Source organism: Streptomyces sp. NPDC048057 (genome assembly GCF_040653095.1).
Classification (GTDB): Bacteria; Actinomycetota; Actinomycetes; order Streptomycetales; family Streptomycetaceae; genus Streptomyces.
In genome coordinates, this window is record NZ_JBEZNF010000020.1 from 25729 (window position 1) to 47059 (window position 21331).

Annotated in this window: 15 protein-coding genes; 1 reads left to right on the forward strand and 14 read right to left on the reverse strand. The window is 73.0% G+C overall.

What is annotated here, in order from left to right; translation table 11 throughout:
• Positions 1-65: 65 nt before the first annotated feature.
• The 13 genes from AB0E05_RS23380 to AB0E05_RS23440 all read right to left on the reverse strand — a co-directional run bounded on the left by AB0E05_RS23380 (position 66) and on the right by AB0E05_RS23440 (position 16836).
• Positions 66-2468 (reverse strand): non-ribosomal peptide synthetase, encoded by a 2403-nt coding sequence (locus AB0E05_RS23380; RefSeq protein ID WP_361966550.1) that lies wholly within the window; start codon positions 2466-2468, stop codon positions 66-68.
• Positions 2469-2503: 35 nt separating this feature from the next.
• Positions 2504-3619 carry a 3-deoxy-7-phosphoheptulonate synthase gene (locus AB0E05_RS23385; RefSeq protein ID WP_361966552.1) on the reverse strand — a complete coding sequence of 372 codons (1116 nt, stop codon included), beginning with the start codon at positions 3617-3619 and terminating at the stop codon, positions 2504-2506.
• Positions 3620-3647: 28 nt separating this feature from the next.
• On the reverse strand, positions 3648-4673 hold the full coding sequence (locus AB0E05_RS23390; protein WP_361966554.1) for a ketoacyl-ACP synthase III family protein: 1026 nt from the start codon (positions 4671-4673) through the stop codon (positions 3648-3650).
• Complete coding sequence (locus tag AB0E05_RS23395) at positions 4660-5169, reverse strand: SRPBCC family protein (RefSeq protein ID WP_361966556.1); 510 nt, start codon at positions 5167-5169, stop codon at positions 4660-4662. Before AB0E05_RS23395 ends, AB0E05_RS23390 begins: the two co-directional genes overlap by 14 nt.
• Positions 5170-5262: 93 nt before the next feature.
• The gene (locus tag AB0E05_RS23400) at positions 5263-6840 is read right to left on the reverse strand and encodes an aldehyde dehydrogenase (RefSeq protein WP_361966558.1); all 1578 of its coding nucleotides are present in this window, start codon (positions 6838-6840) and stop codon (positions 5263-5265) included.
• Positions 6841-7060: 220 nt separating this feature from the next.
• Positions 7061-8137, reverse strand: a complete 1077-nt coding sequence (locus AB0E05_RS23405; protein ID WP_361966560.1) for a methyltransferase — start codon at positions 8135-8137, stop codon at positions 7061-7063.
• An 82-nt stretch (positions 8138-8219) separates the two neighbouring features.
• A complete protein-coding gene (locus AB0E05_RS23410) occupies positions 8220-9578 on the reverse strand; it encodes an AMP-binding protein (RefSeq protein WP_361966562.1) in 1359 nt (452 codons plus the stop codon).
• A gap of 53 nt (positions 9579-9631) precedes the next feature.
• On the reverse strand, positions 9632-10204 hold the full coding sequence (locus AB0E05_RS23415; protein WP_361966564.1) for a YdeI/OmpD-associated family protein: 573 nt from the start codon (positions 10202-10204) through the stop codon (positions 9632-9634).
• Between the two features lie 172 nt (positions 10205-10376).
• Positions 10377-12452 (reverse strand): anthranilate synthase family protein, encoded by a 2076-nt coding sequence (locus AB0E05_RS23420; RefSeq protein WP_361966566.1) that lies wholly within the window; start codon positions 12450-12452, stop codon positions 10377-10379.
• Positions 12449-13096, reverse strand: a complete 648-nt coding sequence (locus tag AB0E05_RS23425; protein WP_361966568.1) for an isochorismatase family protein — start codon at positions 13094-13096, stop codon at positions 12449-12451. Before AB0E05_RS23425 ends, AB0E05_RS23420 begins: the two co-directional genes overlap by 4 nt.
• Before the next feature lie 58 nt (positions 13097-13154).
• Complete coding sequence (locus AB0E05_RS23430) at positions 13155-13925, reverse strand: 2,3-dihydro-2,3-dihydroxybenzoate dehydrogenase (RefSeq protein WP_361966571.1); 771 nt, start codon at positions 13923-13925, stop codon at positions 13155-13157.
• Positions 13925-15415: an amidohydrolase family protein gene (locus tag AB0E05_RS23435; protein WP_361966573.1), complete on the reverse strand. Its 1491-nt coding sequence runs from the start codon at positions 15413-15415 to the stop codon at positions 13925-13927. Before AB0E05_RS23435 ends, AB0E05_RS23430 begins: the two co-directional genes overlap by 1 nt.
• A gap of 236 nt (positions 15416-15651) precedes the next feature.
• Complete coding sequence (locus AB0E05_RS23440) at positions 15652-16836, reverse strand: epoxide hydrolase family protein (protein ID WP_361966576.1); 1185 nt, start codon at positions 16834-16836, stop codon at positions 15652-15654.
• A 523-nt stretch (positions 16837-17359) separates the two neighbouring features.
• On the opposite strand from AB0E05_RS23440, the gene AB0E05_RS23445 reads away from it, so the two are divergent.
• Positions 17360-18757 carry an MFS transporter gene (locus AB0E05_RS23445; RefSeq protein WP_361966578.1) on the forward strand — a complete coding sequence of 466 codons (1398 nt, stop codon included), beginning with the start codon at positions 17360-17362 and terminating at the stop codon, positions 18755-18757.
• On the opposite strand, the gene AB0E05_RS23450 is transcribed toward AB0E05_RS23445, so the two are convergent.
• Positions 18754-21246 (reverse strand): ATP-dependent Clp protease ATP-binding subunit, encoded by a 2493-nt coding sequence (locus AB0E05_RS23450; RefSeq protein WP_361966580.1) that lies wholly within the window; start codon positions 21244-21246, stop codon positions 18754-18756. The two genes, AB0E05_RS23445 and AB0E05_RS23450, sit on opposite strands and share 4 nt — an antisense overlap.
• Positions 21247-21331 lie beyond the last annotated feature (85 nt).

Consider the following 21331-nt stretch of genomic DNA (forward strand, 5'->3'; position numbering starts at 1 on the left):
GACGCAGCACGACGGCGTGGCCCCGGAGGCGACTCCTCCGGGGCCACGCCGTCGTACGGGCCCGTTCAGGCGGCCCTGGCCGGCGCCTCGGCGGTGACCAGCTGCGCCATGTGCGCCACGCTGGGCCGGTCGAACAGGTCCCCGACCTCCAGCTCGGCCCCCAGCTCGGCACGGACCCGTTCGGTCAGCCGGGCGGCGCGCAGCGAGTCGCCGCCCAGTTCGAAGAAGTTGTCGAGCACCCCGATCCCCTCGATCTCCAGGATCTGCTCCCACAGCGCGGTCAGCGCCCGCTCCACCTCGGTGCCCGGCGCCTGGTAGGGGCTGTCGACGTCCGGGCGCGACCTCGGCGGCTCCGGCAGCGCCCTGCGGTCGATCTTGCCGTTCGTCGACGTCGGGAAGTCCCCGACGAGGTACGCCGACGGCACCATGAACGCCGGCAGGCGCTGCTGGAGCGCCTTGCGGACGTCCCGCACCACCGGCGTGGTGCCGGCGACCGGCTCGATGTAGGCGGCGAGTTGCACGTCGCCGTGTCCGTCCCGGTGGGCGAGCACCGCGGCCTGCCGGACCCCGGGCTGGGCGGCCAGGACGACCTCGATCTCCCCCAGGTGGACGGTGTTGCCGCGGACCTTGATCTGGTTGTCGGTGCGCCCGACGATCTCGATGCTGCCGTCCGGCCAGTAGCGCGCCATGTCGCCGGTGCGGTACAGCACCGGGTAGTCGGCCGGGGAGACCGGGTTCGGGATCCACTTCCGTCCGGTGAGTTCGGGGCGGTCCAGATAGCCGGCGGACAGGCCGTCGCCCGTGATGCACAGCTCGCCGACCACGCCCGGCGGCACCGGCCGGAACGCCTCGTCGAGCACGTACGTCCGCACGTTGCAGATCGGTCGACCGATCGGCGGCAGCCGGCGGGCCCGGCCCTCCTCGCCCAGGCTCAGCCCCAGCTCCGTGATGTCGCAGGAGGCGACGGTGGTGGCCTCGGTGGAGCCGTAGAGGTTGATCAGCCGGAACGGCAGACCGGCCGGCGGCCAGGACTGGATGCGCTCCCCGCAGACGCGGATGTCCCGCAGCGGGGTGTCCTTCGGCCACGGCAGCGCCCACAGCCGCTCCGCCATCGGCTTCATCAGCAGCGTGGTGGTGATGCCCTCGGCGAGGATCCAGGACCGCAGCCGCTCCGGGGAGGCGACGACCGTCGCCTCGGGTATGTGCACGGTCGCGCCGGAGGCGAGCACCGGGAAGCACTCGACCTGGATCATTCCGTAACCGGGCGCGGCCAGCCAGGTGCCGTGGGACTCGCGGGTCATCCGGCACAGGGTGCGCATGCCGTGGATGAGGTTGCGGGCCGAACCGAAGCGGGCGAGCACGGCCTTGGGCTCGCCGGTGGAGCCGGAGGTGTAGCCGACGTGGATGATGTCGTCCGCGGACACCGGCTCGCTGACGGGCGCGGCCGGCTCGACCGGACCGGTGCGCCAGGGCGTCTCCTTCGGGTCGTCCAGCGCGAGCACCGGCCGGTCGTCGGGCACCAGGTCGACGTGGTCGACGAGGGTGACGACGGCGGCGGCCGAGGAGTCCTGCACCATGAAGCGGACCCGGTCGCCGGGGAAGCCGGGGTCCAGCAGGACGACGGCGACCGCCAGCTTGAAGCAGGCGAGTTGGGCGGCGAGGTTGTCCGCGCCGCGCGGCAGGCAGACCCCGACCCGGTCCCGGGGCCGCACGCCGAGCGCGCGCAGCCGGTGGGCGAGCCGGTTCGCCGCCCCGTCGAGTTCGCGGTACGTCACCCGGGCGTCGGGCAGCGCCACGGCGACCGCGTCCGGGGTGCGGCGCGCGTGCTCGGCGACGACCTCGTGGAAGAACGGCGCCGCCACCGGCTCGTCGGTGCGGTTCCAGTCCACCAGGGCGCGCTGCTCCTCGGCCTCGGACAGCAGGGGGAGGTCACGCACGGCGGTGGCGGGCTCGGTGACCAGCGCCGCCAGCACCCGCTCCAGGTGGCGGGCGTACTGGACGGCGGCGGGGGCGTCGAACCAGCCGCCGGGCAGGGCGACTTCCCAGGACGGCTCGACGTCCGGCACGTGCAGCGCCGGGGCCGCGGACCCGGTCGGCCCCGGGGGGCTCGGGGATCTCGCGTCGGTGACGACGGCCATCGGCGGGTGCGCCGCGGGGGCGGGGCGGGCCGCGGCGACGGCGGCGAGCAGTTCGTCGCCGGTCGTGTCGCCGGTGACCTTCAGCTCGACCGTCCCCTCGCCGGCGCCGACGAGCAGCTCGTTCTCGCCCGTGTAGCGGTGCAGCAGGGCGGCGAAGGCGGCGGTGGCCAGGTGCCGCCGCGCCGCGCCGGTGGGCGTGGCGCTCGGGGCGGCGAGGGGCGCGCGGTGCGGCGGCAGGGCGGTGTCGTCCGCCCAGAGGCGGGCGAGCGGCAGGGCCGCGTGGGGGCTGGGTGCGGTGGCGGTCGTGGCGGTCGTGGTCGTCTGGTCCACCGGAGTGGCTCCTCTCGGATGCGGACGCGGGATCCCTACGCGACGAGGGCGGTCGTGCGGGCGGAGCGCTTCGCGGCGGCTTCGGCGAGCCGCTCCACCATCCGGACCGTCTGGTCCCAGCCGGCGCAGGCGTCGGTGACGCTCAGTCCGGGGATGAGGTGGTCCGTGCGGCCGAGGACGAGGTCCTGGCGGCCGGGGCGCAGGAAGGACTCCACCATCATTCCGGCGATGCCGGTGTCCCCGTCGGCGACGCGGACGGCGACGTCCTCGACGACGTCGCGCTGCCGCTCGTGGTCCTTGCCGCTGTTGCCGTGGCTGGCGTCGATGACGACGCGCGGCGCCAGTCCGGTGGCTTCGAGCAGGTCGACGGCGCCGGCGACGTGCTGGTGGCCGTAGTTGGGGCCGCTGCTGCCGCCGCGGAGCACGACGTGGCAGTCCGGGTTGCCGAAGGAGGTGACGACGGCGGCCACGCCCTCGTCGGTGACGCCGGGGTAGACGTGGCCGTGCGCGGCGGCCACGATCGCGTCGACGGCGTCCTTCGCGCTGCCGTCGGTGCCGTTCTTGATGCCGATGGGCATGTTCAGTCCGCTGGCGAGCTGTCGGTGGACCTGGCTCTGCACGGTGCGGGCGCCGATGGACGCCCAGCTGACGGCGTCGGAGAGGTAGCGCGTCACGGACGGGTCGAGGAACTCGCAGCCGACCGGGAGGCCGCTGCGGACGATCTGCACCATCAGCGCGCGGGCGCGGCGCAGCCCGTCGTTGAGGTCGTGGGTGCCGTCCAGACCCGGGTCGTTGACGAGCCCCTTCCACCCGAGGCGGGTGCGCGGCTTCTCGACGTACACCCGCATGATGACCAGCAGCGAGTCCTCGGTCTGCCGGGCCAGGTCGGCGAGGCGCCTGGCGTAGGCGAGGGTGGCCGCCGTGTCGTGGACGGAGCAGGGGCCGACGACGACGGCGAGCCGGTCGTCGACGCCCTGGAGGATGCGGACGAAGTCCTCCCGGGCGCGCAGGACGGTGCGCCGGGCGCCGGCCGGCAGGGGGACCTCGGCGCGCAGGGCGGCCGGGGTGAGCAGCGGGGTGAGGGAGGCGATCCGGGCGTCGGAGGTGGAGCTGTCGGCGGCGGACGGGGCGACGGTGGAGAAAGGGCTCATCGGAGTGTTCCTTCCCTGGAGGTGGTGGTCAGACGAGGTCCGCTGCGAGCACCGCCGCGGAGAAGGTGAAGCCCATGCCGGTGCCGATCAGCAGCAGGCGCTGGCCGGGCTCCAGCAGGTCGTGGCCGATCAGGTGGTCGAGGGAGTGGAGCTGGTCGACCGAGCCGAGGTGGCCGATGGTGCGGCCGAGTTCGGCGAGGGTGTGGCGGGGTTCGAGGTCGAGCGGTCGCTCGAAGCTGTCGCGGTACAGGGTCCGGCCGACGTACGGGGCCAGCAGCCAGTCGACGCCGTCGGGGGCCACGTCGGCGTCGGCGAGCGCACGGGCGACGACGGTGCGGGTGCAGTCGGCGGTCCGCTGGATGACGTCCCGCAGGGAGACGTCGCCGCGGGAGAGGAACTCCCGGGTGCGGCGCCGCATGTCGGGGCGCTCCGGCGGCGGTGCGGTGCGGAAGGGCTCGTCGCCGCGGGAGAGGCCGCCGAGGACGGTGTCGGTCTCCGCGACGTGGGACAGCAGCCGCAGCCGGCCGCCGCCGCGGGTCAGCACGGCGGCTGCGGCGCCGTCGCCGAAGACGATGCCGGGCGAGGTGTGGAAGCGGTCGGCGGGCGGGGCGAACCGGTCGGCGACCGTGACGAGGGCGGTGGTCAACTCGGGGCGGGCGGTGAGCGCGTTCGCCGCGATGTCGAGGGCGGCCATGGAGCCGTTGGACCAGGCGGAGACGGCCTTGGGCATCTCCGGGAGCCGGGTGCCGAGGAGTTCGCCGGCGATCCAGCAGGGGGCGGACCACATCTCGATGCCCTGGAAGCTGGCCTGTCCGTGCAGGTGGAGGGTGTCGGGCCCGGTCGTGACGCCGAGGGCGGCGGCCTCCTTGACGGCGAGCCGACCGGCGGCCACCGCCATCTCGGCGGGTGCCGACGCGGCGCGCGAGTAGCTGACCATGCCGGTGCTCTCGGCGGCGAGCGGGTCGTAGGAGCCGTCCTCGACGGCGGTGGATATGGGGACGAGGTCGCCCAGGACGCTGCCGGTCCCGGCGATCCAGACGTCATCGAACCTCATCGCTCGGCGCTCCTTCCGAAGGCGGGACGTGCGGCAGGTCGCGCAGGTGGTGCTCGCCGGAGAGCAGTCGGGCGGGGCCCGCGATCCCGGTGAGCACGGCGTGGGCGCTGCGCACCAGGACGCGGCCGACGGCCGAGTCGATGGCGCCGGCGAGGTGGGGCACGCTGGTGCGGTAGCGCACCGAGTAGACGGCGGTGCAGCCGCCGTCGGGGCGGTCCACGGCCGACCACGAGCCGGTCAGTTCCTGGAAGTCGCCCTCGACCTGGGTGAAGGCGATGCGGTGGGGCGTGGTGTCGTCGGGCGCGGGGGCGGTGGACTGGACCCACCGTGCGGTGCCGCCGCGGAAGGCGAGCACCCAGCGGCGCGCGCCCTCGCCGACGTCGTCGACGGAGACGATGTCGGGGGCGTGGGCCGGGAAGGCGTGGTCGTCGCCGAGGCGGCTGATCAGTTCCTCGGCCGAGCAGTCGAGTTCGGCCGTGAGCGTGCGCGGTCGCATGGGTGGTCACTTCCTGTCGGGTGTACGGGCTAGGCGGGTGCGCGGGCTTCGCGGGCGCGGGCTTCGCGGGCGCGGGCTTCGCGGTTCGCCGGGTCAGCGGGGCCCGCCGGGCCGGATCACGCTGACGGCCTGGAGGTGGGTGGTGCGCAGCATGGGGTGGCTCGCCTCGCCGAAGGCGCCCCCGGTCAGTCCGGTGCCGCCCTGGTTGGGCAGGAAGGGCAGGAAGCCGCTGTGCGAGTCGTTGACCTTGAGGTTGCCGCCGTTGGTGACGGTGTCGAGGTAGCGCTCGATGGTGTCGGGGTCGCTCGTCCACAGGGAGTTTCGCAGCCCGTAGGCGTTGGCGTTGACGAAGGCGAGGACCTCGTCGAAGAGGGCGTCGTCGCTGCCGCCGGCTTGGGGGACGACGATCGGCAGGAGGGGGAAGAAGGTCTCGTCGCGGACGACGGAGAGGTTCCTGGCGCCGTGCAGTCCGTCGACCCTGACGACGGTGGGCTCCAGGAAGAACCCGGTGTCGCTGGGGCGTCCGTCGACCTCCAGGCGGCGACCGCCGTGCACCAGCCGGGCGCCGCGGGCCAACGCCTCCGCCAGGCATCCGTAGAACCAGTCGGCACCGAGGACGGGGGTGAGGACGACGCCGGGCTCGTCGGGGAAGCCGGGGCGGATCCCGCTCATCGCGGCGACGAGGCGTTCGATGAGTTCGTCGGCGATCGCCGGGTGGGCGATGACCTGGTTCGGCACGTTGCAGATCTGACCGGAGTTCATGAAGAACTGGGTCAGGCTCTGCACGGCGTCGTCGAGGTCGGCGTCCCGCCACACCACGCAGGCATCGTTGCCGGCGAGCTCCAGGATCGGCTTCTTGCGGGCCGCGACGCAGTCCTGCTCGAAGCGCAGGCCCATCGAGCTGCCGCCGAAGTAGATGACGTCGTTGACGTGTTCGCTGGCGAGCCAGGCGTCCAGCATCGGCGCTCCGCACAGGGCGTTGAGGGTGCCGGCGGGTGCCCCGGCGTCCTCCAGGACGGGCGCCACGACCTCGCGCATGGCGTACATGCAGCTGAGGGGTACGCCGCGGGGGGCGCGCACGACGAGGGTGTTGCCTGACAGCAGCGCGGTGAGGCCGTTGAGGGCGTTGACGGTGGCCGCGTTCTGCGGCGGGTTGAGGCAGACGACGCCGTCGGGCACCCGGCGCAGCGTCATCTCCCGTACGCCGTCGTGGCGCGAGATCGCCATCTGCTCGGCGCACCACTGGAGGGTCTCGGCGCTCCAGCCGGTCTCCGGGAGCCCGGTGATCATTCCTTCGGCGACGGAGCGGGGCTGGCCCTCGGCGACCAGGAGGTCCACCAGCGGCTCGCGGTGGGCGAGCAGGCGGCGGGCGATCTGCCGGCCGATCTCCAGTCGCTCGGCGAGCGGGACGCGCGCCCAGACGGGGGCGGCGGCTGCGGCGGCTTCGAGGGACTGCTGGACCATGGCGTCGTCGGCGAGTTCGCAGGCGCCGGCGACGACGTCGCCCGCGGCGCTCGCGTCCGCCTTGCCGAGGTCGAGGTCGCGCTTGAGCCGCAGGCTCGGGAAGGTGTCCTCGATGATGGCGCGCGTCGTCACCGTGTGCACCCGGTGTCCGCTTTCGCTGGTTACATCACGACCGCCGATGTAGGCGGGATAAACCCTGGTCGTCACGTTGTCCCCTCCGAGCACTCCGTTGCGCGACCGCGCTGTGGTTACCAGTCAAAAAGTTAAGTTGGTAACCGGGCCGCGGCAATGAGCCCGCGATAAGGCTTGGTTGTCACTCGAAGAAGCCCGTGGCGGACCGCACGACGAACGCAGCCGGCCCCCGGGGGGTCCCGGGGGCCGGCTTGGGGGGAGGGCGGCGGTGTGGCACCGCCAGGGGGCAGGGGGGTCAGACGGGCACGGCTTCGACGAGGGAGTAGCGGGCCGGTGCCAGCGGTGTGACGTCGGCGAGTTCGAACCCGGTGCGGGCGCACAGCGCCACGAAGTCGGCCCGGGTCCGTTCCCGCCCGCCGAGGTTGACGAGCATGTTCAGATCGCTGAGGTGCGGCAGCGGCGACGCGGACGCGTCGACCACGTCGGGCAGTACGGGTTCCACGATCAGCAGTCGGCCGTGCGGGGGCACCGCGTCCCGGCAGTGCCGAAGGATCCGTTCGGAGCGCACGTCGTCCCAGTCGTGCAGCACGCTCTTGAGCAGATAGGCATCCGCGCCCTCGGGCACCGCGGCGAAGAAGTCGCCGGTGGCCGTCGTGCAGCGGTCGGCGACCCCGGCCGCGGCGAAGGTCGCGCCGGCTTGCGCCAGGCCCTCCGCGGTGTCGTACAGCAGGCCCCGTAGGCCCGGATGGGCGAGCAGGACGGAGGTCAGCAGGGTGCCGTCGCCCCCGCCGACGTCCGCGAGCGTGCTGAAGCGCCCGAAGTCGTACGCCGTGGGCAGGATCCGTGCGGCCACTCCGGTGTTCTGCCGCATGGCCGCGTTGAAGAGGTCGTTGAGTTCCGGTTCGCGGGCGAGGTGGGTGAAGAAGTCCGTGCCGAAGACGTCGTCGAAGGCCGGGCGTCCGCTCCGGACGGCCCCTTCCAGGCCGCGCCAGCCGTCGAGCATCGCCGGGTCGGTGCACATGCGCACGAAGGAGTGCAGCGAGTCCGGTCGGTCGGTGCGCAGCAGGGCGCCCTGCTCGCTGAGGGCGAAGTGCGCCGGCCGGACCTCGGTGACCAGGCCCAGTGCGGTGAGGGCCCGGAGCAGTCGGTGCAGCGCGTCGGGGTCACAGGAGAGTTCGTGCGCCAACTCCCCGGCCGGCCGCGGCTCGTCCCCGAGTCGGTCGGCGATGCCGAGGGAGGCCATGGCCCCGATCGCCCGGGTCTCCATGTGTCCGCAGACCAGTCGGGTGATCTGCTCGCGGTCCACGGGCGGACGCACGCCCTCGGGCGGTGCGGTGGCCGTCGCGGGCCGGCCGGTGGTGGTGTGCGACATGCTCTTCCTCCGTCCCACGGGCGTGGTGCGGCTGCCCGGTGTGGCGAGTGTCGGGGTACGGCGCTGATCGCTGCGGGGCGGCTCAGCGGTAGTGCAGGGCCTGGCTCCAGTCCTCGTCGGGGCCCAGCAGGCTGCGCGGCTTGACCACGTCCCGGCCCTGCGCGAGGACCTCGTACGGCACCAGCGCCCCGGGCGCGAGCGCGGTGATCTCGCAGGGGACGCCCAAGGCGCGGTCGACGGCCGCGGTCAGCTCGCGCACGGCGGCGTCCCGGTGCTCGTCGGGCACCTCGAAGTGCAGCCGCAGCACGTCCGGTTCGGCCCGGGCGCGCCAGAACAGCACCTCGTACGCGAGCGGGAGGTCGAAGACGAGTTCCTCCAGCTGGTGCTGGGTCACGTTGCGGCCGGCGACCGGGTGTCCGAAGGCGGACCGCCCCAGGACCCGGACGGTGGGCAGGTGCCAGCCGCAGCCGCAGGGGTCGTGGGAGACCTCGACCTCGTCCTCCAGGTTGTACCGCAGCAGCGGCATGGCCTCGCGGTACAGCGGGGTCACCACCAGCTGGCCGCTGCCCTCGGCGCTGAAGCGCCCGGTCCGCGGGGAGTACACCTCGAACAGCACCCGGTCCGCCCACAGGTGCAGCCGGCCCTCGGGGCACTCCCCCGCCAGGCTGCCGGTCTCCGTGGAGCCGTACTCCTCGACGACGGGCACGCCCCACAGCTCCCCGATGCGCCGACGGCGGGCGGGGGTGAGGGGTTCGCCGCCGACGAAGACGGCCCGCAGGTCGGGGAAGTCCTTCTGGGGCACAAGGCCCGCCGCCCGCGCCGCGGCGGCCCACATCAGCGGTTCCGTGGGGATCGACCAGGTGAGGGTGACGCCGAGGTCGTGCAGGGCCCGGATCACCCGCACGTACGGCATGGCGAGCGAACGGTAGTCGCCCGGGACGACCAGCGCCCCGCGCATCCGGGCCGCGGCCTGCGCCAGATGACCGGTGATCATCAGGGCGTAGGGGGTCCGTACGAAGAGGGTGTCGTCGGCGGTGATGCCGACCCACTTGCGGGCGTAGCGCTCGGCCAGGTCGACCCAGTCGTCCTCGGTGTAGTACGAGGGGGTGGCCTGGCCGGCGGTGCCGCTGGACTCGTGGTAGGTGGCCAGTTCGCTGCGCTCGACCGCGAGCAGTCCGAAGGGGTACTGGTCCCGCAGGTCCTGCTTGGTGGTCGGCGGCAGGGCCGCGAAGGCGTCGGCGTCCGCCGGAAGGCCCGAGACCGCCGCGCCGCCCGGCCCGGCCGCGGCTCCGGCGCCGGGGGCTGCGCCAAAGCCGTGCCGGGCCCGGTAGAACGGGGTGCGCGCCGCCCAGGACAGCACCTGCGGAAGCCGTGCGCGCTGGAGTTCGCGCAGTTCCTCGATGCCGTTCCAGTCGCCTATCTGTGGCAGTGCGGGCCGCATGGGTTCTCCTCGGTCGAGTCGTCCGCCGCCGGGGGGTGCGCGCCCGGAGGGGGTCAGGTCTTCTTCCGGCCGCCGTGGGGAGGCTCCCCGGCGGCCAGCCGTTCCACGTACTGCGCGATCCTGCGCTGCCGCGTCTCGGGCCGCTTCGCCTTCTGGACGTTGAGCAGGATCAGATAGCTGTTGCTCTTGCTGAGGGCGGCGAAGGCGGTCGCCGCCGCGGGCACGGCGTCGAGCGCCTGCCGCAGGTCGTCGGGGACCTCGGCGGTGCTCGGCGGGTCGTACGCGGCGGCCCAGCGGCCGTCCTCCTTGGCGCGCTCGATCTGTTCGAGGCCGGCGGGACGCATGCGTCCCGCGTCGATCAGCTCCGTGACCTTCGCGCAATTGATCTTGGACCAGGGGCTGCGGGGCCTTCGGGGGGTGAAGCGCTGGGCCCACCAGCCGTCGGGGGTGTTCGCCGACGCCGCCTTGCCGTCGATCCAGCCGTAGCACAGCGCCACGTCCAGGGCCTCGGTCCGGTTGATCGAAGTGACCGGGGTGCCCTTCTTGGGCAGGGCGACCCAGACCTCCTCCGCGCTCCGGTGGTGCTTCTCCATCCACTCGGTGAAATCCTCGACCGTGGTGAACACACGGGTCTCTTCCATCATCAAGCCGCCAGCTCTCCGTTCGGGTACCGGTTTCACCGTAGGCAGGTCGGGGCGGGGGCACCACGCGGCCGTGATGAGGACTGCTTCTCACCTCGATCACCCCGGACCGTCCCGGGGGCGCGTCCGCAAGGCCCCGACCCGCCCGATCGGCTGATCAGCCCTCACCTCCCGGGCCCGGTCCCAGCAGACCGACGAGGACGTCCCCGATCAGCTCCGTGCCGTTGCGGGTGAGGACCGACTCGGGGTGGAACTGCACGGAGGCGAAGCCGGGGCCGCGCAGCGCGTCCACCTCCGGGCCGGAGGCGGCCCGGAACACCTCGACCGTGCCGCCCCGCACGGGGCACGCGAAGCGGTCGCCGGGCGCGACGGCGGTGTAGGTGTTGTAGAAGCCGACGAGTTCGGTGCGCCCGAAGACGTCGATCTTCCGCTGCACCCCCTGGTTGGGGACGTCCTTGCGGGCCAGTTCGAGGCCGAGGACCGTGCTGAGCGCCTGGTGCCCCAGGCAGATGGCGAGGAAGGGGGTGGCGCCGGCGAGCAGCCGGCCGGCCAACTCCCGCAGCCGGGCCATCTTGGGGTCCTCGCCGTCCGTCGGGTCCCCGGGCCCGGGGCCGAGGACCACTGCGTCGTACGCGTCGAGCGCGTGCTCGCCCCGCTCCAGGCGCTCGTCGTCGTAGCGCACCACCGTCACCTCGCACCCCAGGGCGTCGAGGATGAGCGCGGTCATCGCGGTGAAGGTGTCCTCGGCGTCGATGACCAGGACGGTGCGGCCGACGAGCTCCGGTGCGCGGCGGCTGCGCCGCTCGGGCCGGGCGAACCAGAAGTCGGCGAGCGGACGGTTGCGCTCGGCCAGGGCGCGGCACACCTCGGGGTGGGCGCGCAGGTCCTCCACCGGGGCGGCGGCGGTGCCGGCGCCGGCCGGTCCGCGCAGCGCCTCCAGCAGCCCGGCGGCCTTGGCCCGGGTCTCCGCGGCCTCCGAGAAGGGGTCCGAGTCCCGTACGAGCGTGGCGCCCACCGCGATCCGCAGCCGGCCCGCGGCGTCGATCTCCGCGGTGCGGATCAGGATGGACGAGTCCAGGGAGCGCTGGCCCGTCGCGTCCCGGCCGATCAGGGCGACCACCCCGGCGTAGTAGCCGCGGCCCTCGGGCTCGTACCGGCTGATGACCCGACAGGCGCTCTCCAGGGGGCCGCCGGTGACGGTGGGCGCGAACATGGTCTCGCGCAGGATGTCCCGCACGTCGAGGGTGCTGCGCCCCTCGATCAGGTACTCGGTGTGGGCCAGCCGCGCCATCTGCTTGAGCGCGGGCCCCACCACGCGTCCGCCCGCGTCGCAGATCCGGGCCATCATCTTCAGCTCCTCGTCGACCACCATGTACAGCTCGTTGGTCTCTTTGGTGTCGGCGAGGAAGGTGAGGACCTCGGCGAGGTCGGGGCCGGTGTCCGGATAGCGGTAGGTGCCGCTGATCGGGTTCATCACCACGGTGCCGGCGTCCAGGGTGATGTGGCGTTCGGGCGAGGCGCCGATGAAGGTGCGCTCCCCCGTGTGGATGACGAAGGTCCAGTGCGAGCCGGGGTCACGGCCCAGCAGCCGTCGGTAGAACGACAGCGCGGTCTGCGGCGAGTAGTCGGTCAGCTCCGCGGAGAAGGCCCGTTTGATGACGAAGTTGGCGCCGGTGCCGCGGCCGATCTCGTCGTCGAGGATGCGGCGCACGGTGGCGGCGTACGCGTCGTCGGCGTCGAACTCGGCACCCGCGAACCGGATCGGCACGTCGGGCAGCCGGGCGGCGACGTCCGCGACGGGCAGCACGGTCTGCGCGGTGACGGCCATGGTCACCAGGGGTGCGCCGTCGTCGGGGAAGGCGAAGCCGCGCTCGCCGATCTGTCGGTACGGCAGCAGGGCCAGCACCTCGTGGCGGCCTCGGCCCCCGTCGGACGGCAGCGGGATGTCCGCGATCCGCTCCACCGCCGCCGTCTCCCCGACGATCAGGTCCAGATGGCCGGGGCCGGTGGCGCCGGGTCGGTGCAGCAGGGCGAACGGCGGGGTGTCGGGGCCGAGGACCAGGTCCAGCAGGTCGGGGCCGGTGCGGGTGGTGTCCGAAGGGCCGCGGGCGGCCCGTGGCGCCGTACGGCGGCGCCCGCGGCCCGGAGTGCGGCTGGTGGTGCGGGTCGTGGTGTCCGGTGCGGCCGGTCGGGTCGTCGGGGGGAAGGTCGTGAAGGGCGGTACGGGACTCATCGCGTTCCTCCGTCCAGCATGGTCAGCGCGGCGGCGGTGGAGAGGGTGACCGAACAGCGGGACGCCACGTAGTCGAGCGCCATCCGGTGGTACTCGGGGGTGAAGTCGGCGACCGCGTCCGCCACCACGAAGGTCTCGATGTCGTTCGAGAAGCCCTCGTGGGCGGTCATCAGGATGCCGACGTGCGCGTACACCCCGCAGATCACCAACTGGTCGCGGCCCCGGGCGGCGAGCAGGTCGAGCAGCCCGGTGCGGCAGAAGGCGCTCGGGCGCCACTTGGTGAACACCACGTCGTCGGCGGCGGGCGCGAGGGCGTCGGGGATGGCGCGGTGGCGGGGGTCGGCGCTCATGCCCGTGCCCCAGAAGTCCTTGAGCAAGCCGCGCTGTTCGTCGTTCATCCCGCCGGGCTGGGCGGTGTAGACGACCGGTGCGCCCAGCGCGGCGAACCGCTCGCGCAGGTGGCGCACGTTCGTCAGCAGATCGGCGAGGGGGGCGCGGTCGGCGGAGAAGGGCTGGAGGAAGTAGTGCTGGACGTCGTGGACGAGCAGTACGGCGCGTTCGGGGTCGATCGTCCAGGGCGCCACGTTCGCGGGGAGTTCGTCTTCGGCCGGCATGGGGTACGGCTCGATCGTCGGGATCGCCATCGGTGCTCCGTTGTCTGGGGCTGGGCTCGGGCTGCGCGGGGTCCGGGGCCGGTGGTGCTTAGTGGCCGAGGCCCGCGCCGCCGTCGACGGTGAGGGCGTGCAGGGTGATGTGCGCGGCTCGGTCGGAGAGCAGGAAGACCACCGCGTTCGCGATGTCCTCGGGGCTCGCGAGCCGGCCGAGCGGGATGCCCGCGCGGAAGGTCGGGCCGTCGCCCTCGATCGACACCCGACGGGCGTCGTCGCCGTTCCACAGGGAGGTCAGCATCGGGGTGTCGGTGGAGCCGGGCGCGACCACGTTGCAGCGGATGCCGTGCCGGGCCAGCTCCAGGCCCAGGTTCTTGGTGAAGCTGGTCGCCGCCGCCTTGGAGGCCGCGTAAGCCGCCATGTTCCAGCGGGGGGTGACGGCCGCGTTGGAGGCGACGGTGACGACGGCGCCCCGGCCGCGGGGGATCATCCGCCGCGCCACCGCCCGGCTGACGTTGAAGACGCCGGTGACGTTGACGGCGAAGGTGAGGTTCCAGTCGTCGTCGCTGAGCTGGGCCGCCTGCCCGGTGCGCAGCACTCCGGCGGCGTTCACCAGGCTGTCGATCGGGCCGAGTTCGCGTTCCGCGCGCTCGACGGCGGCGTCCACCTCGGTGCTGGCGGCCACGCTCGCCGGGTAGCCGTGGACCCGGTGGCCCTCGGCGGTGAGTTCCTTGACGAGCGACTGCAGGTTCTCGCGGTCGGCGTCGACCGCGGCCACCGCCGCGCCCTCGCTGACCAGTTGGCGTACCACCGCCGCGCCTATGCCGCCCGCCGCTCCGGTGACGAGCGCTGTCGTGTACCGCATCAGTCGTCCCTCTCCTTCGTGTACCGCCGCCGGGTGCGCTCGGCGACGAGGTCGGGGTCGACTCCCAGGCAGCGCACCGAGAAGGATCCGATCGCCCGGAGGTAGTCCGCTTCGAGTCGTTCTTCGTCGAAGCGGGTGCAGCGCCCGTCCCGGACGACGGTCCGGCCGGCGACCACGACCGTGTCGACGTCCATGGAGCCGCCGAGGGCGAGGAAGCCCTCCAGGGGGCGCGTGTTGAGCAGGTAGCGCCAGTCGTCGGCCGGCACCAGGACCAGGTCGGCCTGTTTGCCGGGTTCGATGCTGCCGATCTCGCCGGACCAGCCGAGCCCCTTGGCGGGCAGCCGCGTGGCCATGGCGAGGGCGTCCGTCGGGAGGACTTCGGTGGGGTCGGCGTACATCTCGTTGAAGGTCTGCCACACCGCACGCATCGCCTCCGCCATCCCGCCGACGGGCATGGGCGCGCCGTCGGTGGACAGGGAGACGTCGAGTCCGGCGCGGCGGAACTCGGGCATGGCCCGGGTCTCGGTGAGCGTCGACTCGCCGGCGGGGCCGTACTTGGCCGGGGAGAAGTTGATGTGGGAGCGGGCGTCGACGAGCAGGGCGCGCTCCTCGTGGTCGGCGAAGGCGCAGTGCACGGCCGTGAAGCGGTCCGTGAGCAGGCCGAGTTCGGCGAACCGGCGCACGGGTGTCGTGCCGTAGTACGCGGCCATCACCTCGACCTCGTTGCGCAGCGCGCCCACGTGGGTGGCGAACGGCACGTCGTAGCGCCGGACGAGTTCCGCGAAGCCGGCGCCGAGTTCGTCGGTCATGTTGACGCCGTAGACGGACGTCGGTCGGGCGCGCACCAGTCCGCTGGTGTCGCGCTCGCAGGCGCGCAGCAGTGCTTCGATGCGCGTCAGTACGGTGTCGGCGTCCCGGGTGCGGCGGAAGCGGGTGTCGCCGGGCGCACAGACCGCGTCGCTGGCCCAGGTGCTCACCGAACAGCGCATGCCCAGTTCGCGGGCGGCGGTCGCCAGCGCCTCGGGGCGGTTGAAGGATCCGACGTCCCCGAGGGTGGTGACGCCGGAGCGCAGTTGCGTCCACATCGAGTAGCGGGCGATCGCCACCGCCTCCTCGGCGGTGAGCAGTTCGATCTGGTCGTAGAAGGAGTCGAAGAGGGTGGAGATCTGTTGGATGTCACCGCCCAGGGCCATGAAGGCGGGTTTGTCGTCCCGGTCGTGGGGCGGGCGCTGCGCGCCCTTGAACACGAAGCGGGTGGCGAACATGTCGTGCCAGTGCGGGTTCACCAGGCCGGGCAGCACCAGCTTGCCCCGGGCGTCGAGGACGCGCAGCCCGGCCCGGTGCTCGGGCGTCAGCGCGGCCTCGACCTGTGCCGTCGGCCCGGCGGCGGTGATGCGACCGCCTTCGATCAGTACGGATCCGTCGGGTACGACGTGCGCCCCGACGTCCGCCGGGTACAGGTACCCGCCTCGGACAAGCAGTGCACTCATCTGCTGGGTCCTTTCGTGTCTCCGTTACCACCAATGAAGTTACGTAGGTAACAGGCGGGGAGCCACGGGCCCTCGATAAGGGGTTCTTCTCGCTGCGCGAAGAAAGCGGGGCGGTGCGGGGGGCGGACTGCGCGTCCGACGGGTGGAGGATGGAGGGGAGTTCAGCGCGGGGAACGGGAGAGGCCCGCCGCCCGGGAACGTTCCGGACGGCGGGCCTTGAACGTCGCCGCGGCGGCTCAGCGCACCGTGCGGAAGAAGGCGCGGAGGTCGTCGGCGAGCAGCCCGGGCTCCTCCAGGGACAGGAAGTGACCGCCGCGCTCCAACTCGGTCCAGCGCACCACGTGGTGGTCGCGCTCGGCCCAGCGGCGCACGGTGACGTCGTGGGCGGAGACCAGTACGGCGGTGGGCACCGTGCCGGGCCCCGCGCCCCACGCGGCGACTTCGGACTCCGACGAGCCCGCGCCGGCGTCGGCCTCCTCACCCCAGGAGTTCGCCGACATCTCCTCGTAATAGATCTGGGCGGCGGAGCCCGCGGTGCCGGTGAACCAGTAGAGCGAAACCTGCGTCAGGACGCGGTCCCGGTCGATGCTGTCCTCCGGCAGTCCGTCCTCCGGATGCGTCAGCTCCTTGAACTTCTCGACCATCCAGGCGAGTTGTCCGACGGGTGAGTCCGTGAGCGCGTACGCCACGGTCTGGGGGCGCTTTCCGTTGCACTGGAGGTAGCCGTCGTTGAAGTCCTGCATCGCCTGCCAGCGCTGCTGCTCCACCTCCGTGAGCCCGTCCGTCTCGCCGTCGACGCCCGCGGGGAAGGTGATCATCCCGTTGACGTGCACGCCGCTGACCCGCTCCGGCGCCTGCTTGCCGACCTCGGGCGCGACCCACGAGCCCGTGTCGTACCCGTGCACGCCGTAACGCTCGTATCCCAGCTCCGTCATCAGCCGGACCATGAGCCCGGCCGTGCCGGCGGCGCCCATGCCCGGCCCGGCCAGCGGGGTGGAGAAGCCGAACCCGGGCAGCGAGGGGATCACCAGGTGGAAGGCGTCGGCCGGGTCGCCGCCGTGGGCGCGGGGGTCGGACAGCGCCCCGATGACGTCCAGGAAGTCCACGACGCTCCCCGGCCAGCCGTGCAGCAGCAACAGCGGGGTGGCGTCCGCCTCCGGCGAGCGGACGTGCAGGTAGTGGATGTTCTGCCCGTCGATGCTGGTGCGGTACTGCGGGTACGCATTGAGCGCGGCTTCCTGGGCACGCCAGTCGTACCGGGTTCGCCAGTACTCGGCGAGCTCCCTCAGATACCCGACGGGCACCCCCCGGCTCCACCCGACTCCCGGCAGTTCGTCGGGCCAACGGGTGGCGGCGAGGCGGGTGGCGAGGTCGTCGAGGTGGCTCTGGGAAACGTCGATGCGGAAGGTTGTGCTGTCCATGCGCCCAAGCTATGGGGCGTTGCGGTCACCTTCCGTCCGCAAGCCGACCGCGCCGCCCCTGCGGGGTGCGTTGGCCTGTGCGGCCCGGTGATGGGCTACCCGCGCAGTTCCCCGCGCCCCTGATGTGCTGGCCCTCGTCGCTCAACCACCGGCGGGTGGTCCCACCCGCACGGCGGGATCGTCGGGGGCACGGGGGGGGACTGCGCGACCAGCCACGGACGGCCCGCACAGACCAACGCTCCCGTGAGCGCTACGGCGGGAATGTCAGGGGCGCGGGGAACTGCGCGACCAGCACACCACCGGGCCGCAGGGACCAACGCTCCGCAGGGAAACGGCGCGTGTGTCCAGGTGACGCCGAGGCGAAGCACACCGAAGGGACGCAGCGCCGTTCGACGTGTCGCGGGCGAAAAAATCATTGGCACATGAACCGGACCGCGCCGTAACTTACGCAGTCGCCGTCCGCCATGCTCCCCCACCATTCACCCGCGGACCGCCCCACACCCACCGCGGCGACTGGAGACCCATGGCCGGACCGGCCCTGACCAAGGAAGACGACGGCGCGGCGACAGCAGAAGGGCTGTTCTCGCGGCGGTACGCCTCCACCACGCTGACCTTCGCCGTGGTGGAGTTCCTGATCGGCTTCGCCGCCCTCGCCGTGCTGCCCACGCTGCCCGTCGCCGCCCGCGACCTCGACGGGGTGTCGCTCTATCCCCTCGTCGCCGGGTGCTTCGTCGCCGCCAGTCTGCTCGGCGGGGTGGTGGGCGGGAACTGGGCGGACCGCGCCGGGGCCCAGCGGCCCCTCGCCGCCGGGGTGGCGCTCGCGGTGGGGACGCTGCTGGTCTCCGCCACCAGCACCTCCGTGTGGCAGCTGGCGGCCGGCCGCTTCCTGGAAGGGCTGACCGCCGGCATGGTGATGGTGTCCATCAACACCGCCATCGCCCAGTCCTTCCCGGACCACCTGCGACCGCGCGCCCTCGCGCTGATGACCACCTGTTGGATCGTCCCCTCGCTGATCGGGCCGCCGGTGGCGGGCCTGGTGGCCGCGGAGTGGACGTGGCGGGCGGTGTTCTTCGGGCTCGCCGCGCTGAACGTGCTCCCCGCGCTCGCCGTCGCCGTCGTGCTGCGCCGGCGCGCAGCCCCGGCCGCACCCCCTGCCGCGTCGAAGGACGACGCTCCGCGCCCCGCGCTGCTGGTCGCGGTCGCGGTGAGCCTGGGCGCGGCGCTCGGACAGTACGGCGTGTCCGGGTGGAACGCGCTCCATCTGGCGTGCACGGTGAGCGGCGTCGTGCTGCTCGTCGTGTTCGCGCCCCGGCTGCTGCCGCCCGGCACCTGGCGCGCCGCGCGCGGGTTGCCCGCCACGATGCTGCTGCGCGGTCTGCCGTCGGGGGCGTACTTCACGCTGGAGGCGTACGTGCCGCTGCTGCTCGACTCCGAGCGGCGCATCCCGGCGGTCCAGACGGGCCTCGCGTTCACCGGCGCCGCCTTCGCCTGGGCCGGCGGCTCGTGGATCCAGGGGCATCTGCTGGTGCGCTGGCCCCGCCACCGCACGGTCGCCGTCGGCGCGCTGGTGTTCGCCGCCGCCATCGGCCTCGCCGTCGCGAGCACGTTCCGCTTCGTCCCGGCGCAGGCCGCCGCGGTCTCGCTGGTGGTCGCCGCCGCGGGCATGGGGATGCTCGCGCCTTCGGTGACCCTGCTGGCGCTCAACCACAGCCCGCCCGACCGTCAGGGGTACGCCAGCAGCGCGCTCCAGACGACCCAGAACCTGGGGCAGATCGCGGTGTTGGGCCTCGCGTCCGCCGCGTTCACCCTGGCCCAGAGCGTGGCGTCGCAGCCCCTGGTCGCGTACGGGACCACGTTCGTGCTGATCCTGGTGCCCGCGCTGCTGACCGCGGTCCTCGCGCCCCGCGCCCGTACCCCCTAGGGCGTGTCGGCTTCCGCGCGTCCTGGCTCGTCCTTCTCCTTCAGCAAGAGCGTCAACTCGCCGTCCTGTGCGTCGACGAGGACCGTGTCGCCCGGGTTCAGCGTCCCGTCGAGCAGCATCGTCGACAGCCGGTTGTCCAGCTCCGACTGGATGGTCCGACGCAGCGGCCGGGCGCCGAACTCGGGCTGGTAGCCGCGGCCCGCGAGGAGTTCCTTCGCGGTCTCGGTGACGTCGAGGTCGACGTGTTGGGCGTGCAGCCGGCGCCGGGTGCCCTCCAGCAGCAGGTCGACGATGCGCACCAGGTCCGCCCGCGTCAGGGCGTGGAAGACGATGACCTCGTCCACCCGGTTCAGGAACTCGGGCCGGAAGTGCGCCCGCAGCTCGGCCATCAGCTCGTCGCGGATCTCGTCGACCGCTCCGTGGTGGTCCAGGATCGTCTTCGACCCGATGTTGCTGGTCATGATGACGACGGTGTGGCGGAAGTCGACCGTGCGCCCCTGGGCGTCGGTCAGCCGCCCGTCGTCCAGCACCTGAAGCAGCAGGTTGAAGACGTCCGGGTGCGCCTTCTCGACCTCGTCGAAGAGGACGACGCCGTACGGCTTGCGGCGCACCGCCTCGGTGAGCTGGCCGGCCTCCTCGTACCCCACGTACCCGGGCGGGGAGCCGACGAGCCGGGAGACCGTGTGCCGCTCCTGGAACTCGCTCATGTCGAACCGCACCATGCGGTCCGGGTCGCCGAACAGCAGCTCGGCGAGGGCCTTCGCGAGTTCCGTCTTGCCGACTCCGGTGGGGCCGAGGAAGAGGAAGCTGCCGGTGGGGCGGTCCGGGTCGCCCATGCCGGCCCGGCCGCGGCGCACCGCCTGGGAGACGGCGGTGACGGCCTCGTCCTGCCCGATGACCCGTTCGTGCAGGGCTTCCTCCAGCTTGAGCAGCCGTTCCCGCTCGGTCTCGGTGAGCTGGGAGACGGGGATGCCGGTGCGCGCGGAGAGGACTTCGGCGATGTCGTCCGCGGTCACGCTCGCGGTCTGTTCGCGTTCCTCGCCGAGTTGGGCGAGTTCCTGTTCGACCTCCCGCATGCGTCCCTTGAGTTCCCCGGCGCGTTGGTAGTCCTCGGAGCTGACCGCCTCGTCCTTCTCCCGCCGCAGCTTGGTGAGCCGGTCCTCCAGGTCGCTGAGGTCCGAGGACCCGCCGACCGAGCGCAGTCCCACGCGCGCGCCTGCCTGGTCCATCAGGTCGATCGCCTTGTCGGGGAGGAAGCGGTCGCTGAGGTAGCGGTCCGACAGGGCCGCGGAGGCGTCCAGCGCCTCGTCGGTGAAGCGCACCTGGTGGTGGGCCTCGTAGGAGTCGCGCAGCCCGCGCAGGATCTCGACGGTCTCGTCCACGGTGGGCTCGGGCACCATCACCGGCTGGAACCGGCGCTCCAGCGCGGCGTCCTTCTCGATGTGCTTGCGGTACTCGTCGATCGTGGTGGCTCCGACGACGCTGAGGTCTCCGCGGGCGAGCGCGGGCTTGAGGATGTTCCCCGCGTCCATGGCGCCCTCGCCGCCGCTGCCGGCCCCGACGACGGTGTGGAGTTCGTCGATGAAGAGGACGACGGACTTCCTGGCCGCGGTGACCTCGTCGATGACCTTCTTCAGGCGTTCCTCGAACTCCCCGCGGTACTTCGAGCCGGCGACCAGGCCCGGCAGGTCGAGGGCGACGACGCGGCGGTTGCGCAACGCCTTCGGCACCTCGTCGGCGACGATCCGTTGGGCGAGCCCTTCGACGATCGCGGTCTTGCCGACGCCGGGGTCGCCGATGAGGACGGGGTTGTTCTTGGTGCGCCGCGACAGCACCTCCACGGTCTGCTCGATCTCCTCCGCGCGTCCGACCACCGGGTCCAGCCGGCCGCCGCGCGCCTCTTCGGTGAGGTCCCGGCCGTACTGGTCGAGGGTGGGGGTGTCCCCGCCGCCGGACGGCTCCGCCCCGCCCTGCTGGGCGGCGCCCGCCAGGGTGCCCGACGCCACGCCTTCCGAGCGCAGGGCGCCGGCCAGGCCGGAGTGCGGGTCGTCCGCGAGGGCGGCGATGACGTGCTCCGGGCCGATGTAGGACGCGCCGGTCGCCTGGGAGCGGGCGTGCGCGGCGAGCAGGGCGCGCTTCGCCGCGGGGGTGAGGGAGGGCTCCGCGTCCCCGGTGCCGGTGGGCAACGTCCGGCCGACGTCCTCGGCCAACCGGTCCGGGTCCACACCCGCCTGCTGGAGCACCTGCCGTCCGGCCGGCACCTGCGTCGCCGCCCACAGCAGGTGTCCGGTGTCCAGGTCGGACCCGTCCTCGGCCGCCCGGGCGCCCGCCGCCGCCAACAACTCGTGCGCGGAGTCGCTGAGCAGCCGGCCGATGGGCACGCGCTGCACCGCCGGCGGCGACGCGGCCGGGCTCATGCCGAAGAAGCGGTTGAACAGGTCGGAGAACGGGTCGCCGGACCCGAAGGGCGAAGTCGTCACGTCGATCATCCCTCCGGCGCGCACCGGAGCGGTGCACCACCGCACACCCGGCACTCGCCGCGTCGATATGCACGTAGTGCCCGAACTTCCACCA